Annotated in this window: 14 protein-coding genes, 2 tRNA genes and 1 riboswitch; of the genes, 13 read left to right on the forward strand and 3 right to left on the reverse strand. The window is 66.0% G+C overall.

Features of this window, described 5'->3' with window-relative positions:
• Positions 1-52 precede the first annotated feature (52 nt).
• Positions 53-637 (forward strand): bifunctional 2-polyprenyl-6-hydroxyphenol methylase/3-demethylubiquinol 3-O-methyltransferase UbiG, encoded by a 585-nt coding sequence (locus G332_RS0109490; protein WP_019626763.1) that lies wholly within the window; start codon positions 53-55, stop codon positions 635-637.
• Between the two features lie 102 nt (positions 638-739).
• On the opposite strand, the gene G332_RS0109495 is transcribed toward G332_RS0109490, so the two are convergent.
• The 3 genes from G332_RS0109495 to G332_RS0109505 are packed head-to-tail and all read right to left on the reverse strand — an operon-like array spanning position 740 to position 4,616.
• Positions 740-1,342: a nucleoside triphosphate pyrophosphatase gene (locus G332_RS0109495; RefSeq protein ID WP_019626764.1), complete on the reverse strand. Its 603-nt coding sequence runs from the start codon at positions 1,340-1,342 to the stop codon at positions 740-742.
• Positions 1,335-3,161, reverse strand: a complete 1,827-nt coding sequence (gene oadA, locus G332_RS0109500; RefSeq protein ID WP_026340758.1) for a sodium-extruding oxaloacetate decarboxylase subunit alpha — start codon at positions 3,159-3,161, stop codon at positions 1,335-1,337. Before oadA ends, G332_RS0109495 begins: the two co-directional genes overlap by 8 nt.
• A 36-nt stretch (positions 3,162-3,197) precedes the next feature.
• On the reverse strand, positions 3,198-4,616 hold the full coding sequence (locus G332_RS0109505; protein ID WP_019626766.1) for an acetyl-CoA carboxylase biotin carboxylase subunit: 1,419 nt from the start codon (positions 4,614-4,616) through the stop codon (positions 3,198-3,200).
• 129 nt (positions 4,617-4,745) lie between these two features.
• Here G332_RS0109505 and G332_RS0109510 point away from each other — a divergent pair, with 129 nt between their 5' ends.
• The 12 genes from G332_RS0109510 (at position 4,746) to G332_RS0109565 (ending at position 15,919) form a co-directional block, all read left to right on the forward strand.
• A complete protein-coding gene (locus G332_RS0109510) occupies positions 4,746-5,267 on the forward strand; it encodes a DUF177 domain-containing protein (protein ID WP_026340759.1) in 522 nt (173 codons plus the stop codon).
• 136 nt (positions 5,268-5,403) lie between these two features.
• Complete coding sequence (rpmF, locus tag G332_RS0109515; protein WP_019626768.1) at positions 5,404-5,601, forward strand: 50S ribosomal protein L32; 198 nt, start codon at positions 5,404-5,406, stop codon at positions 5,599-5,601.
• 102 nt (positions 5,602-5,703) lie between these two features.
• Entirely contained in the window at positions 5,704-6,732 is a 1,029-nt protein-coding gene (gene plsX, locus G332_RS0109520) for a phosphate acyltransferase PlsX (RefSeq protein ID WP_019626769.1), read from the forward strand.
• Positions 6,729-7,691, forward strand: a complete 963-nt coding sequence (locus G332_RS0109525) for a beta-ketoacyl-ACP synthase III (RefSeq protein ID WP_019626770.1) — start codon at positions 6,729-6,731, stop codon at positions 7,689-7,691. Before plsX ends, G332_RS0109525 begins: the two co-directional genes overlap by 4 nt.
• Before the next feature lie 79 nt (positions 7,692-7,770).
• Positions 7,771-8,247 carry a CYTH domain-containing protein gene (locus tag G332_RS0109530; protein ID WP_019626771.1) on the forward strand — a complete coding sequence of 159 codons (477 nt, stop codon included), beginning with the start codon at positions 7,771-7,773 and terminating at the stop codon, positions 8,245-8,247.
• Entirely contained in the window at positions 8,237-8,878 is a 642-nt protein-coding gene (locus tag G332_RS0109535; protein WP_019626772.1) for a uracil-DNA glycosylase, read from the forward strand. Before G332_RS0109530 ends, G332_RS0109535 begins: the two co-directional genes overlap by 11 nt.
• A gap of 326 nt (positions 8,879-9,204) precedes the next feature.
• A complete protein-coding gene (uvrC, locus tag G332_RS0109540) occupies positions 9,205-11,034 on the forward strand; it encodes an excinuclease ABC subunit UvrC (RefSeq protein ID WP_019626773.1) in 1,830 nt (609 codons plus the stop codon).
• Between the two features lie 9 nt (positions 11,035-11,043).
• Positions 11,044-11,595, forward strand: coding sequence for a CDP-diacylglycerol--glycerol-3-phosphate 3-phosphatidyltransferase (gene pgsA, locus G332_RS0109545; RefSeq protein WP_019626774.1), 552 nt, complete (start codon positions 11,044-11,046; stop codon positions 11,593-11,595).
• A 106-nt stretch (positions 11,596-11,701) separates the two neighbouring features.
• Positions 11,702-11,777, forward strand: a tRNA-Gly gene (locus G332_RS0109550).
• 88 nt (positions 11,778-11,865) lie between these two features.
• Positions 11,866-11,939: transfer RNA gene (locus G332_RS0109555), tRNA-Cys, on the forward strand.
• Between the two features lie 725 nt (positions 11,940-12,664).
• The gene (locus tag G332_RS12845) at positions 12,665-13,858 is read left to right on the forward strand and encodes a cyclopropane-fatty-acyl-phospholipid synthase family protein (RefSeq protein ID WP_019626775.1); all 1,194 of its coding nucleotides are present in this window, start codon (positions 12,665-12,667) and stop codon (positions 13,856-13,858) included.
• 162 nt (positions 13,859-14,020) lie between these two features.
• The gene (locus G332_RS0109565) at positions 14,021-15,919 is read left to right on the forward strand and encodes a hypothetical protein (RefSeq protein ID WP_019626776.1); all 1,899 of its coding nucleotides are present in this window, start codon (positions 14,021-14,023) and stop codon (positions 15,917-15,919) included.
• A 69-nt stretch (positions 15,920-15,988) separates the two neighbouring features.
• Positions 15,989-16,230: riboswitch (cobalamin riboswitch) on the forward strand.
• Positions 16,231-16,355 lie beyond the last annotated feature (125 nt).

A 16,355-nucleotide genomic window follows, 5' to 3' on the forward strand; every position in this document is an offset into this window, starting at 1 on the left:
GGTGGCTGTGGTAGAACGTGCGGCTGCCGACCGGACCCGGAGGAGACAGGTAATGTGGAACGAACGCTACGCCACGGACGACTACGTCTACGGCACCGAACCGAATGATTTTCTGCGTGCCGCGGTGGCCAGTGTGCCCCCCGGAAGAGCTCTGTGCCTGGGCGAGGGTGAAGGTCGCAATGCGGTTTATCTGGCGCAACAGGGCTTTGACGTGCTGGCAGTGGACAGCTCCGCGGTTGGGCTGCAGAAGGCCCAACGCCTGGCGGAGGATCGCGGCGTGCGGATCGAGACCCTGGTAGCTGATCTTGCCGATTATGCGATCGAGCCCGATGCCTGGGACTTGATCACCTCGATCTTCTGCCATGTGCCGGCGTCGATCCGGAAGCGCCTGCATGCGGAGGTGGTGACGGGGCTGCGTCCCGGCGGGGTATTCATCCTTGAGGCCTACACGCCGGCGCAACTGGAATGGGGCACCGGCGGTCCGCCGACTGCGGAGCTGATGATGACCCTGGACGGCCTGGTCGAGGAGCTGGACGGGCTGGATTTCGAGGAGGCCGTCGAGCGTGAACGCGACGTGGTCGAGGGGCGGCTTCACACCGGGCGCGGCGCCGTTGTGCAAATCCTGGGCAGACGCTGATGGACCCGCGTCCCCCTGGCCCGCAAGCCGTGGCAGGACCGGGGCCAGGAGGCTGCGGGTTTGCGGGGGCTCCCGGGCGCGCCTGGTTGTAATGGCAGCTTGTCAGGGCGCGGCGGGTGGTACTGCAACTCCTGCCGCGCGCAGCCAGTGGCCCAGGGTGATCAGCGGCAGTCCGATCAGCGCCGTGGGGTCGTCCCCGGCCATGCGGGTGAACAGGCTGATGCCCAGGCCTTCGGACTTGAAGCTGCCGGCGCAGTCCAGGGGCTGATCCAGCGCGACATAGTGGCGGATCTCGTCCGCGGCGAGTGGGCGGAAGGTCACGGTGAACGGCACCTGATCGACGCGGGCCCGACCGGTTACGGTATCGAGCAGGCACAGGCCGGTATGGAAGGTGACCGTTTCCCCTGACAGGGCGGCCAGTTGTGCCTCGGCGCGGGCCGGATCGCCGGGCTTGCCGAGGATGTGGCCGGCATGGCTGGCATTCTGGTCGGAGCCGATCACCAGATGGTCGGGGAAGGCGGGGGCCACCGCACGGGCCTTGGCCTCTGCCAGGCGCATGACCATGGCCGCGGGGGACTCCTGTGGCAGTGGGTTCTCGTCGATCTCGGGGCGCGCGGTTGCAAATGCGAGCCGCAGGCGCCCGAGCAGCTCGGCCCGATAGGTCGATGTCGAGGCGAGGACCAGCGGGCGCGGGGTCTCAGCCATCGTCGGCGTCGATCTCGATCAGTGCGTCGTCCGGGTTGGCGGCGGCGCCCTTGCTGGTGTTGACCGCGGTGACGGTCCCGGCAACCGGTGCGGCGATCTCCGACTCCATCTTCATGGCCTCCAGTACCAGCACCGGCTGGCCGGCCTCGACCCGGTCGCCCGCGGCCACCAGGACATCGATGATGGTGCCGGGCATGGAGGTGGTGACATCGCCGGGGCGCGTCGCGCGGCGGGACCCCTTGCGGTTGCTACCGCCGCCTGCGGCATGGTTGTCAGCCGTCTCGATGGTGTCCAGGGTTTCGATCTGCACCTCTTCCGGTATGCCATCCACTGTCACATACATCGGGCGGGTGTCCTCCCGGTGATGGCCGGAGCCGGTGACCTGGATGTGGTAGGTCTCGCCGTGGAAGGTGACGTTGAACTCGACCGGGGCCGGACAGCCGACCTGAGTGTTCTCGGGCGGGTGCAGCGGCTCCGGGGTCAGGGTGCCGTCGCGGCGCTGCTCCAGGAACTGGCGCCCGATTTCCGGGAACAGGGCGCAGGTGAGCACGTCCTCGGTGGACTCGGCGCGTTCGCCAATCTCGCGCACGAGCGTGTCCATTTCGGGGGCGATGCGATCGGCCGGGCGGCAGTCGATGACCTCGGCATTGCCGATGGCCTGCTGCCGTACGACCGTGTTGATCGGGCCGGGGGCACGGCCGTAGTGCCCGCTCAGATACTGCTTGACCTCATTGGTGATGGTCTTGTAGCGCTCGCCGGAAAGGACGTTCATTACGGCCTGGGTGCCCACGATCTGCGAGCTGGGCGTGACCAGCGGGGGGTAGCCAAGGTCTTCGCGAACCCTGGGGATCTCGTCCAGCACCGCGTCGAAATGTTCCAGTGCATTCTGATCGCGTAGCTGATTGGCGAGGTTGGAGATCATCCCGCCGGGGACCTGATTGACCTGAACGCGGGTATCCACGCCGGTGTATTCGCTTTCGAAGCGATGGTACTTCTTGCGTACCCCGTGGAAGTACAGACCGATCTCCTGCAGCGCCACCAGGTCCAGGCCGGTGGCGTATTCGGTATCGGCCAGTGCGGCCACCAGGCTTTCGGTAGGCGGGTGGCTGGTCCCGCCGGCGAATGCGGAGATCGCGGTTTCGATATGGCGGCAGCCGGCCTCGATCGCCCGCCAGTGACAAAGTTCGGACAACCCCGAGGTGGCATGGGCATGCAGATGGATGGGTACGTCCACGGCCGCTACCAGTTCGCTCACCAGTTCGTGGGTGGCAGTCGGGGTCAGCAGGCCTGCCATGTCCTTGATGGCGATGCTTTGTGCGCCCATGGCTACCAGCTCGCGCGCCAGACCCACGAACTCGGCCGCCGAGTGCACCGGGCCGGTGGTGTAGCACAGCGTGCCCTGGGCGTGGCCACCCGCCGCGCGCGTGGCCTCGATCGCGGTCCGCAGGTTGCGGGCATCATTCATCGCGTCAAATATGCGGATGATCTCGATGCCCCCGGCGATCGAGCGCTCGACGAAGGCGCGCACCACATCGTCGCCGTAATGGCGGTAGCCCAGCAGGTTCTGGCCCCGCAGCAGCATCTGCAACGGTGTATTCGGCAGGGCGGCCTTCAACTGATGCAGGCGCTCCCAGGGGTCTTCCTTCAAAAAGCGAAGGCAGGCGTCAAAGGTGGCGCCGCCCCAGACCTCCAGCGAGTGGAACCCGATCGCGTCCAGCTGTGGGCAGATCGGCAGCATGTCCTCGGTGCGCATGCGGGTCGCGATCAGACTCTGGTGGCCATCGCGCAGGGTGACATCGGTGATGTGAACTGGATCCATGGTCATTCCGGTGTCCGTGCGGGGCAGGGTGTTTCCTTAAAGCCCGTGGTGGGCGGCGATGGCGGCGGCCACGGCGACCGCCAGTTGGCGGTCCGAGCGTTTGCCGGGGAAATGCGTCAGTTCCGGGTGGGCGGCGACGAATCCGGTATCGAAGCGGCCGCTGCGAAAGGTCGGGTGGTTCACGATGGCCAGATGAAACGGGATGGTCGTTCGCACCCCGAACACGCCGATATCCCGCAGCGCCCGGCTGGCACGTGCCAGGAGGTCATCCCATTCCAGCGCCCAGCAGATCAGCTTGGCGCACATCGAATCGTAATGTGGCGGGATGGTGTAGCCGGTATAGATCGCGCCGTCGGTGCGTACCCCCGGGCCGCCCGGGGCGAAATAGCGCGTGATGCGGCCGAAACTCGGCAGGAAGTCGTTCTTCGGATCCTCCGCGTTGATGCGGAACTCCATGGCGTAGCCGCGGCGGGTAATGTCCGATTGGGTATGGCGCAGCGGCTCGCCGGCGGCGATGCGCAGCTGTTCCTGCACGATATCGATCCCGGTGATCATCTCGGTCACCGGATGTTCGACCTGAAGACGGGTGTTCATCTCCATGAAATAAAAGGAGTCGTCGGAGTCCATCAGGAACTCGACGGTCCCCGCGTTCTGATAGCCGACGGCCTTCGCGGCACGCACGGCCAGCTCGCCCAGGTGTTCGCGCTGGGCCTCGTTGAGTTGCGGCGAGGGCGCGATCTCCACCAGTTTCTGGTGGCGCCGCTGTACCGAGCAGTCGCGCTCGAACAGGTGGATTGCATGACCGTGCGCATCGCCGAGGATCTGCACCTCGATGTGCCGCGGGTTGACTACGGCCTTCTCGAGGAAGATCTCCGTGCTGCCGAAGGCGCGGGTTGCCTCCGAACGTACGCGCTCGAAGTTGTGTGCAAGTGCCGCGGCGTCCTCGCACAGCCGGATCCCGCGCCCGCCGCCGCCATTGGTGGCCTTCAGCATGACCGGATAGCCGATGCGTTCGGCGACCTCCAGTGCCGCCGCGGCATCCTCCAGGTTGCCGTCGGAGCCGGGCGTGACCGGAACACCGGCCTCGATCATGGCCTGGCGTGCCGCGACCTTGTCGCCCATGCGGCGGATCACGCCGGCATCCGGCCCCACCCAGATCAGGTTGCGCGCGGCGCAGGCGGCGGCGAAATCCGGGTTCTCGGACAGAAATCCGTAGCCCGGATGCACGGCATCGCAGCCGGCCGCGCTCGCCACGCCGATCAGACGATGGATGCTGAGATAGCCACCCATGGAATCGGGGCCGATGGCGTAGGCCTCGTCCGCCTTCTTCACGTGCAGGGCGTGGCGGTCGGCATCGGTGTAGACCGCGACCGAGATGATCCCGAGTTCGCTGCAGGCCCGGATCAGCCGTACGGCGATTTCGCCCCGGTTGGCAATGAGCAACTTGCGTATCAAACGGAAGGCCCCGGGCAGGTCGACAAGACCCGAGTATTGACGTCGTTTGCGGAGCCTGCAAGTTTCTGTTTCGCTTTGACACTCGTCCCGCGCGCGCGTATATTCCGCGCCCTTGCAAGCGAGCCGTTTATGAGCCGTATTCCCGTCTCCCTCGATCCATGGCAACCGCGTGCCCGGCACCTCGAATTCGAGGGCGGGTTGCGTCCCGAGGACTTGCCGCGATTGAGCGCTGACGCGTTGCCGGGACATCCGCTGCGGGTCCATGCGCAGTTCCGGCTGGAGCGCGGGCCGCTGAACGAGATGCGATTGAGCGGCACGATTACCGGTGAGCTGTGGCTCACCTGCCAGCGCTGCCTGCAGCCCATGGCCTGGGCGTTCCGTCTGCAGCCGGATGCGGTGCTGCAGTCGTCGGAGGGCATGCCGGCCGGGGTCGGCGAGGATGACGACCGCGTTGAACTCGAGGCCGACGGGCTGCTGCGTCCGGCGGTGTGGGTCGAGGAAGAGATCCTGCTGGCCTGGCCGCTGGTGCCACGCCACGAGGACTGCGAGCCCGCCGCCGGACCCGAGTTCGAGGCCGGCGAGCGCGGCGACAACCCGTTTGCGGTGCTCGAACAACTCAAGAAGAGCGGTCCCGGAGGGGATAGCTCCTGAAGAAAGCGCGGACTGGCGTTTTCCGAATGTGAACGCGGACCGGGGCATTGCCCTGATCAAACCGTTATACTTGCGCCCGTTTCCGTATCGGGCTTACTCCCGTCGCCACGGGATTTGATTAATCTGGAGATCCATCATGGCTGTTCAGCAACGCCGCAAGACCCGTTCCAAGCGCGATATGCGCCGGTCCCACGACGGGCTCAAGGGCGCTACCCTGTCCACCGACCCGACCACTGGCGAGATCCATCGCCGGCATCACCTGACCCCCGACGGCTTCTACCGCGGTCGTCAGGTGATCCAGAAGGACGTCGAAGTCGACGAAGACGAAGATTAAAACGGTCCAGGACATGACCGTCCCGGGGCCACGGCTGCACCTGCACCGTGGCCTTTCCGTGTTTGAATCCGGTCGTGTAGCGGCCGAGCGTCGGACCCGAAGATGACAGCCAGCTTTACCATCGCACTGGACGTGATGGGCGGCGACCATGGAGCCCCCGTTGTCCTGCCGGCGGCGCAGCGAGCCCTGAAGGGCGCGGATGATTTCCGACTGCTGCTGGTCGGTGATCAGGAGACCATCGAGTCGGGCCTGTCGGAGTGGTCGGCAGCCGAACGCGAGCGCGTCGAGATCGTCCATGCCAGCCAGGTGGTCGGCATGGAAGAGCTCCCGGCTGTTGCATTGCGCAACAAGCGTGACTCCTCCATGCGCGTGGCCATCGATCAGGTCAAGAATGGCAGCGCCCAGGCCTGTGTCTCGGCCGGCAACACCGGCGGGCTGATGGCCACTGCGCGCTATGTCCTGAAGACCCTTCCCGGTATTGATCGCCCGGCTATCGCCACGGCCCTGCCGTCCATGGTGGGGCATACCCACATGCTGGACCTGGGTGCGAATGTCGACGTCGAGGCCTCCCATCTCTACCAGTTTGCGGTGATGGGTTCGGTACTGGCGAATGCCGTGGACGGTCTCGAGGCCCCGCGCGTCGGCCTGCTGAACATCGGTTCCGAGGCCATCAAGGGCAACGACCGCGTGCGTGAAGCCGGACGCATGCTGGAGACGTCCAGCCTCAACTATATCGGTTTCGTAGAAGGCAACGACGTCTACTGTGGCGATGTGGACGTGGTGGTCTGTGACGGCTTTGTTGGCAACGTTGCGCTGAAGACCAGCGAAGGTGTCGCCAAGATGATTTCCGCGAACATGAAGGCCGAATTCCGCGCCTCGGTTTATTCGCGGCTGGCCGGTTTGTTCGCGTTGCCGGTGCTGCGGCGCCTGCGTCATCGTTTTGATCACCGGCGCTACAACGGCGCCTCGCTGCTGGGGCTGCAGGGCGTTGTGATCAAGAGCCACGGCAGTGCGGACGAACTGGCCTTTGAACACGCCATCCGGATTGCCCGCATCGAGGCCGAGGCGAATATCTCGCGGCGTATCGACAAGCAGCTGGGGCAGTTGCTGGGGCAGGAGAGCAGCGAGTGAAGCATGCACGTATCAGCGGAACAGGGAGCTACCTGCCGGAACGAATTCTGACCAACGCCGAGCTGGAGGCGATGGTGGATACCTCGGATGCCTGGATCCGCGAGCGCACCGGGATTCGCGAGCGGCACATCGTGGCGGAAAACGAGGTGACCTCCGACCTCGCGCTGAAGGCCGCGGAACGCGCGCTGGATGCAGCCGGGGTTCGCGCCGCCGATCTGGACCTGATCCTGGTGGCGACCACGACCCCGGACCAGATCTTTCCCAGCACCGCGTGCATCCTGCAGGCCAAGCTGGGGGTTGGTGGGTGCCCGGCGTTCGATATCCAGGCGGTTTGCAGCGGTTTCGTGTATGCCCTGGCCACCGCCGATCGCTTCATGCAGAGCGACGAGATCCGGCATGTGCTGGTGGTCGGTGCGGAGACGCTGTCACGCATTACCGATTACACCGACCGCAGCAACTGCATCCTGTGGGGTGATGGCGCGGGCGCGGTGGTGCTGTCGCGTTCGCCCGACCCGGGCATCATCTCCACCCATCTGCATGCCGATGGCCACCACAAGGGCCTGCTGGAGGTGCCGGGTGGCGTCTCCCAGCCCAGCGAGAATCCGGACCTCGAGTTTATCCGCATGGAGGGCCGGGCAGTCTTTCGCGTGGCGGTGAACACGCTGGACCAGATCGTCGACGAGACGCTGGAATACAACGGCATCGACAAATCCGAGCTGGACTGGCTGGTGCCGCATCAGGCGAACATCCGCATCATCCAGGCGACCGCGAAGAAGCTGAACATGTCCATGGACAACGTGGTCGTGACGGTGGACCGGCACGGGAACACCTCCGCTGCGTCCATCCCGCTGGCGCTGGATACCGCCGTGCGCGACGGGCGGATCAAGAAGGGGGATCTGATCCTGACCGAGGCCTTTGGTGGCGGCTTCACCTGGGGTTCCGCACTGATCCGGATGTAGTGCGCACCAGGGGCAACACGGGTCCGTGGCTCCCGGGAAGGATCACCGGGGAGGTCGCCGCAAGAAGGGAGTCCATTAGATGGGTCGCGAGATCGAACGCAAGTTCCTGCTGAACAGTGATGCCTGGCGCGAGGGGGTCGTGCGCTCCCGGCGCATGCGTCAGGGCTACCTCTGCGGCAACGACCGCGCCTCCATTCGCGTGCGCGTGGACGACGAGGGCGCCAACCTGAACATCAAGAGCGCGACCCTGGGTGTCGAGCGGGACGAGTACCAGTACCCGATCCCGGCAGAGGAGGCGCACCGTTTGCTCGACACCCTGGCCGGCCCGCAGGTCGAGAAGACCCGTTACTGGGTCGATGTCGAAGGCTGGGAATACGAGATCGACGTGTTCGAGGGGGCCAACGCCGGGCTGATCGTGGCCGAACTGGAATTGCCGAGCAGCGATGCCGAGTTCCCGCGCCCGGCCTGGCTGGGGGATGAGGTCTCCCACGACCCGCGCTACTACAACACCGAGCTCGCCCGTAACCCTTACCGCGGCTGGCCGGATGCCCCCTGAGCCACCCGCAATCTTCGCGGCGGACTGCCGGGCCTGTTCGCGCCTGGCCACGTTCCTGGCGGATGTCCGGGCGCAGCACCCTGACTACCATGCCGCACCGGTGCCCTCCTTCGGGCCGTTGACGGCACGTCTGTTGATCGTGGGGCTGGCGCCCGGGATGCACGGTGCCAATGCGACCGGGCGCCCGTTCACCGGAGATTACGCAGGGGTGCTGCTGTACGAGACCCTGCACGCGCACGGCTTTGCCAGCGCGCCGGAGAGCACACGGGCAGACGACGGACTGGAGCTCATCGACTGCCGCATTACCAACGCGGTGAAATGCCTGCCGCCGCAGAACAAGCCCACCACCGCGGAGATCCGTACCTGCAACGGCTTCCTTGCCGCCGAGATGGCGGCCATGCAGCCGCAGGTGATCTTGGCGCTGGGCAAGATCGCGCATGATGCCATCCTGCGTGCAAAGGGCCTGCCGTTGTCCAGCCTGCGGTTCGCCCATGGCGCGGAGCACGAGCTGGACGCGAACACCCTCCTGGTCGACTCTTACCACTGCTCGCGCTACAACACCCAGACCCGCCGCCTGACCCCGGCGATGTTCCGCGACCTGTTCGCCCGTATCCGCCGCGACCTCGGCTAACCGGTCCAGCCATTGTCCCGCCAGGCCCCGTTGCATCGCTCGTGGAGCCTGTCGGAGTGGGGACGGATCGGCTGTGCGTGCGGGACAGCGCTCCCTTTTCCGCGCGCGCTCTCGGTCCATCGTCCCCACTATGCGCCCCGAGAGACCCCCAAAAAGCCTCGCTTTCCTGCCCGACACTCGCGACGATCGCTCCGACCCGCCAGGCTCCCGGGCCGGCCAGCGTCCATTCGGCACATCCTCAGGTTGCCCCTGGCGGCGGTTCTTGCACGCACCGGGCGCGGTATTGATGCCGGAGCAGGGGGCAGTTCCGGTATCCTGAGGGCACCATGAGTACCCCCGAGACTGGATTCGACCCCAAGGCCTTTCTGCAGACGCTGACGCAGTCGCCGGGCGTCTACCAGATGCTGGATAGCGCCGGTACAGTGCTCTACGTGGGCAAGGCGCGCAACTTGAAAAGCCGCGTGGCCAGCTACTTCCGTGGCAGTGATGATCGCGGGCCGCGCATCCGTTCGATGGTGCGCCAGATCGCCGATATCCGCGTGGCGGTGACGCACACCGAGGCCGAGGCGTTACTGCTGGAGGCCAACCTGATCAAGCGCCACCGGCCGCGCTACAACGTGCTGTTGCGTGATGACAAGAGCTATCCCTATATCTTTGTCTCCAACCAGGAGTACCCGCGTCTTGGCTTCCACCGTGGTGCGAAGAAGAAAGGGGTGCGCTACTTCGGTCCGTACCCGTCAGCGGGTGCGGTGCGCGAGAGCCTGGCGCTGTTGCAGAAGCTGTTTCAGGTGCGCCAGTGCGAGGACAGCGTCTTCGCCCACCGCTCGCGGCCCTGCCTGCAGTATCAGATCGGCCGCTGCACGGCGCCCTGCGTGGAGTACATCACCCCCGAGGAATATGCCCGCGATGTCGAGTCCTCGGTGCAGTTCCTGCAGGGCAAGAGCGATGCCGTCATCGCGGATCTGATGCAGCGTATGGAGGCGGCCTCACAACGGCTGGACTTCGAACATGCCGCGCGCCTGCGCGATCAGATCGCGCGGCTGCGCCAGATCTCGGAACAGCAGTTTGTCGCCGGCGGAGAGGGCGAGGCCGATGTATTCGCCCTGGCTCGCGCGGGCGGCACGGTCGCGGTAGAGATCTTCTTCGTGCGAGGTGGCCAGAATCTGGGCAACGCCGAGCTGTTTCCGAATGTGCCCGATGCCACCGGGACGGACGAGGTCATGGCGGCCGTGCTGGCACAGTACTACGCCGAGCGCGAGCCGCCGGCGCGGGTGCTGTTGTCGCACGCGCCCGACGGCGCCGAAGGCCTGGAGGCCTTCCTGGCGGAGCGCCGCGGCGGGCGCAAGGTCAACCTGGCGTGGTCGCTGCGCGGGGAACGCGCACGCTGGCTGGAAATGGCGCAGCGCAATGCGGAGCTGGCCCTGAAGACACGCATGGCCAGCCAGGCCGGGCAAAGCGTGCGCCTGGACGCGCTGACCGCTGCCCTGAATCTGGAGGCCCCGCCCCGGCGCATGGAGTGCTTCGATATCTCGCATACCGGGGGCGAGGGTACCGTGGCCTCCTGTGTGGTGTTCGGGCCCGAGGGGCCCCTCAAGTCGGATTACCGCCGGTTCAATATCGAGGGCATTGAGCCGGGGGATGACTACGCCGCGATGCATCAGGCCCTTGGCCGTCGTTTCGCGCGGCTGAAGAAGGGGGAGGGTCAGGAACCCGATATCCTCTTTATCGATGGTGGCAAGGGCCAGGTGACTCAGGCCCTGAACGTGCTGGAAGATCTTGGCCTCGATCACATTCGTGTGGTCGGTGTGGCCAAGGGCGAGGAGCGCAAGCCGGGCATGGAAACCCTGATATTGAGCGGGGTAGAGGCCCCCTCTATACTGCCTGCGCACTCGGGCGCACTGCATTTGATCCAGCAGATCCGCGACGAGGCACACCGCTTTGCGATCACCGGGCACCGTGCTCGCCGCGCGAAGGCGCGCCGGGAATCCACGCTGGAGGCCATTCCCGGTCTGGGGCCGAAGCGTCGGAGCGCCCTGCTGCGGCACTTCGGCGGGTTGCGCGGGGTGAGCCGGGCCGGGGTGGACGAGCTCGCCAAGGTGCCGGGTATCCATCGCCGCCTGGCGCAGGCCATTCACGACCAGTTTCACGAGGGCTGATACACACCGATGATGTCGCAATTGCCAACCTGGCTGACCTGGTCACGGATCGTCATGATCCCGCTGCTGGTGCTCGTGTTCTACGGCCTGTCGATGCCGACTGCAGGGATCACCGCAGCGGTCATCTTTGCCCTTGCCGGGGCGACGGACTGGCTGGATGGCTACCTGGCCCGGCGCTGGGAGGTAACCAGCCGTTTCGGGGCGTTCCTGGACCCGGTGGCGGACAAGCTGATCGTGGCCGCCGCGCTGGTGCTGGTGGTCAGCCACAATCCCGGAGTGGGTCTGGCTCTGGCGGCCATCGTGATCATTGGCCGCGAGATCGCGATCTCCGCGCTGCGTGAGTGGATGGCGGAGATTGGGGCCAGCGCAAAGGTCGCCGTGTCCTGGATCGGCAAGGTCAAGACCACTGCGCAGATGCTCGCGATCTTCCTGTTGCTGTGGGCCGAGCCGGTGGCGGGGCTTCCCACCTTCCTGATCGGCGAATGGTTGCTGTATCTGGCGGCTGCGCTCACGCTGGTGTCGATGATTCAGTACATGCTGGCGGCCGCGCGCGAACAGTAGTCGCCCCGGGCCTTTGGTGTCGCTTCTTCAGGGGGGCGCAATTTTCGGGCCGTCAGGGTGTTGACGTGTCCGAATTCTGCGGTAGAATACGCGGCGTTAATGGAGAGCGGGAATAGCTCAGCTGGTAGAGCACAACCTTGCCAAGGTTGGGGTCGCGAGTTCGAATCTCGTTTCCCGCTCCAACAGACTTCTGAAACCCCGGTTCAGCCGGGGTTTTCTGTTTCGGCCACGGGAATGGTAATGTTTCCCGGTCCGGAACCCGCCGCTCAAGGCTGGGTGGCAGAGTGGTTATGCAGCGGACTGCAAATCCGTGTACGCCGGTTCGATTCCGACCCCAGCCTCCAGTTGCAGTAAACGCACAGGGCCGCCCTTTGGGGCGGCCCTGTGCGTTTGGAGAGGCACGCCGGATTCACCTGGTCGCGCGCGAGCACGCTTTTGCGGGCGAATTCAGCATGCCATTGCATTGGATCCACGCGGGGGTGGAGGCCGCGGTATTTTCGAGGCTATGCGATCGACTTAGTCCAAAAGTACCGTCCATCGCTCAAAAACGACCGCTCATCGGTTTTCGCGGCGAGTGACTGGATTTCCTCACGGGGTTTGCTAGTTTTGTGACCGGGGCAGGGAAGCCCCTCAAGGGTCGTCCGGGAAGGGAATCCGGGACGGCCCTTTTCTGTTTCGCGTGTCGGGCAGCTTTGACCCGACACCGTCGCGCTCCGCGACTGCTCCGTGCTCTTCCCGGCCAGGGTGCGGGCAGACCTCGGCCCGACGGGCCGCGCTCGGGTTCGAGAGCCTCCCCCTTTCTCCCTCACTCTTTCGGCGCATAGGCGCCGCGAGGGGACGAACATGGTGTCGTTTTCCCGCCACGCTCGCGACGATTACCCAAACCCGCCAGGCTCGCTGGTCGCGATAGAAGCCGCGATCACCCTCCGGCCGTACCCGAAAGCGCGCGGTACAAGGCATGGACAACGCGGAATAACAATATTTAGACTCAGTTTACAGTGGGTAATACGGCGACGGCCTGGAACCCATGCGTTGCGCACAGGCCGCCGAGACAAGGACGGGGGTCAGGATGGTCGAACGGTTACTCGATCAGCACATACGCTACGGGACCTTTGTGCTGCGGCACCCGGATGGCCGCGAGCAGCGTTTCGGTAGCGGTACGCCGGAGATCACGATGCAGCTGCATGACCGGGCGGCGCTGCGCAAGATCGGCCGCGACCCGGGGTTTCAGCTGGGCGAGACCTACATGAACGGCATGTGGTCGCCTGGCCCCGAGGGCCTGCAGGTGTTCCTGGATGTGGCCATGCGCAACTTCGCGCCGATGTTCCAGCGGCGCGTCAATCCGGCGGTGCGCATGCTGCGCGCGCTGATCGAGCAGGGCAACAAGGTGGCGCGCTGCTACCAGAACATCGCCCATCACTATGACGTCGATGAATGGCTTTATCGCCAATTCCTGGACGAGGGCATGTTCTACAGCTGCGCCTATTTCGAACGGCCCGATATGACGCTGGAGGAAGCGCAGCAGGCCAAGTGCGCGATGCTGCGCAGGAAGCTGCGCCTGGAACCCGGTATGCGGGTCCTTGATATCGGTTGCGGCTGGGGCGGCCTGGCTTTCCATCTGGCCGAGCACGCGGACGTGCAGGTCGACGGCGTGACGCTATCCCGGGAGCAGCTGCGGGTGGCCCGGGAGGAGGCCGGGCGACGCGGGCTGGAGGATCGGGTGCGGTTTCTCTACCAGGATTACCGCGAGCACGAGGACCAGTACGACCGGATTGTCAGCGTCGGCATGTTCGAGCATGTCGGCACACCCAACTACGGTACGTTCTTCCAGCGGGTACACGACCTCCTGCCGCCCGACGGCATTGCCGTGCTGCATACCATCGGGCGGCAGGGGCCGCCGGGCACCTCCAACCCGTGGCTCAGCAAGTACATCTTTCCGGGTGGGTACACCCCGGCGCTGTCCGAGGTGATGAGTGCGCTGGAACCCACCCCGCTGTACACCACGGATGTTGAGCTGTGGCGGTTGCACTATGCAGATACGCTGGCCGAGTGGTATCGCCGCTTCCAGAAGGTCCGGGCCGAGGCCGTGACGCGCTTTGACGAGCGCTTCTGCCGGATGTGGGAGTTCTATCTGGCCAGCTGCGAGGGCACCTTCCGCTGGTGGGGGCAGGTGGTCTTCCACGTGCAGATGGCCAGGCAGCAGGACGCGGTGCCGCTGACGCGCGACTACCTCTACCGCGACGATGTCTCCAAGGTGGTCTGAGGCCCGGGCACGGCGCAGCGACGCGGCCTGAAGGGGGCGCGAATGCGCCTGGAAGGGCGCGAAAACGGGGGCCGGAGCGCGCGAACCGAACGCACTTTCCTTACACTAATGGGAATGTTGCGGCCATGCCGGCGGTGACCATCCATTCCGGAGCAGGGGCGCGTGTTCGGTCGCTTTCGTAAACGCAGGGAGGCATCGGGTCAGGAAGACCCGCAGGCCGTCGGGCCGTCGCAGGAGAACGTCCTGATCGAGGCGGCCGGCCGCAGCCGCATCACCGAGGTGGCGGCCACCGCGCGGCGCGTCCCCTGGTCGCTCAATTTCCTCCAGCTGCTGTGGGCGGCGGGACCGGTCACGTTCCTGGCGATGCAGGGCGGGTATTTTCTGGGCTTCGGGCATGCGGCCCCGACACAGAATTTCATCTTCTTCGCCGTCTATACCTTGCTGTTCGGGGTGATCGGCCTGGTGGCGCGCTTTGTCGCCGATGCCACCCGGGGCAAACGCCAGGAACAGTCGCGCGACCAGCTGCGCAACACGATCGACCTGCTGCCGGACCTGCTGTTCGTGACCCGTGATCTGGCCATGAGCGAGCTCGCACCGGACATGCGCCGGCGCAAGGCGGCCGAGGTGCTGCTCCACGAGGTGGATATCTCGCCCGAGGGGGTGGCCGTCGCGGTGCGCGAGATGACCGGCGAGACCAGCCTGGCGGCTGCCGCGGAGCAGATCGAGATCTATCGCCGCCTGGGCCTGCGCTCGCGCGTGGGCGATCTGGTGGGCGCGACCGAGGATTCCCGGCTCGCGGCCCTGGAAAAGCTGCACCACGAGGCCCCGGAGGTCGCCGACCTGTTGCGTGATCGGCTGCGCGGCGTGGCGCCGACCCAGGAGGATGGCGTGCGTCGCGTGGATCAGTTCCTGGACCGCCTGTTTTCTGCCGCCGATGCCGACGACCTGGCCCGGTGCACCCTCGACGATGTGCAGGCGATCTTCGTGCTCGCGTTCGAGCTCGTGAACGGGCGTCAGATCAAGCGCCTGAGCTTCGAATGGTCCGGTGGCTGGCGGCTCGGGGCCGCCCTGGATCGGCTGGAATCCCAGGGCAACCGCTTTCGTGTGGCGCAGGCCGGGGTGGTCAGCCGCCTGCGCTCGCTCGGTATTCTGCTGTCCCAGAGCGATGCCTCGGGGCTGGACCCGCAGGTCCTGCGCGAGCCCGTAACGGACCTGGGGCGCCAGATCCTGGAGGCCCTTCGTACTCTGGAGGACCGGGAGCCGGACGAGCATTCGTCGGAAGGGCAGCTCCTGGGGCTGGCACTGCGGCGGGTCGAGGACCTGCGCGAGGCGCGCGACCAGCTGATGCAGGCGCAGAGCCGTTATGCCAATGCGGTGGAGCGCTGGGAGGCCCTGCGCCGCGCCCAGGTGGAGAAGCGGGGCGAGAAGCGCTGGTTCAAGCGCAGTGTGCGCGGTATCCGGGTCAGCGAGGAGCTGATCGAGCTGACCGATGACCAGAAGCTGAAGCTGGCCAACGACTTCTGCAACTTCCTTAAGGAGTTGAAGATCCAGCGTGAGGGCGACCTGTTCTACTTCGGAGGGGCAGCGCTGGACGCCGAGACGGCCAAGCGCATCGGCATCCAGCTGGCCCTGATCCTGGAGCCGCTGGTGGACCTCACCAACCCGAGCATCCAGCGTGCGATCTACGCCAACCCGGCCGCGTATCTCGGGGGGCTGTATGTGGGCATGAGCGCGGATGCCAAGGCGGGTCTGGGCTCGGCCATGGTGCGCAAGGTGCGGCAGGACCTCGGGCGCACGGCCGAGTGGCTCGCCTTGCGGCTTACGCGCATCTACCACCTGCCGCTGAGTGAGCCGATGCAGGCCTTCCTGGTGAATCACTACGGGGCCAATCCGGAACGTCTGGCCATGCTGGCCACGCACGCGGGGGAGGAATCGCAACCGGTGGCGCTGCGTGCAGAACGCTCGCCCGAATTTGATGCGATGCTCCAGGACAAGACCTGGGGACGCCTGCTCAAACGTGGCACCCGTTACCTGCAGGCGGAAGAGCGCCGCCGGCGCTGAGCCGCTGCATTGCCGGGCATGGCCGCCCCCGAAATGGCGCGGGTTGGTATTTTTGTGCCCAATTGTGTACTCTTCGCGGCGTTTCCTGGTACCCGACCGGCTGCTGCAGGCGGGTTAAACGGGAAGTTCGGTGGGTCCGTCTCGCGCCAGCGAGGGATGAATCCGACGCTGCCCCCGCAACGGTGATCGAGCGGGGACCGCTCTCGGCGGTTCCCCACGGTCGCGGCATACCGCCACTGAGCAGACGCTCGGGAAGGCGCCGCGCCCGCAGCTCGTCAGCCCGGAGACCGGCCAGGGAATGATCGCGCGGCATGCGGTGGGCATGCGAGGCGGATGATCGCGCCTGGCTGCGAGCCGATGGTGGCCGATCCCCCTCGTGTCCGTATTCCCCTGTCCGCACGATCCCGACGAATCAACGGCGTGCGGGCGGCTCGCC

It is taken from the genome of Thioalkalivibrio sp. ALJT, from assembly GCF_000381825.1.
Lineage (GTDB): Bacteria > Pseudomonadota > Gammaproteobacteria > Ectothiorhodospirales > Ectothiorhodospiraceae > Thioalkalivibrio.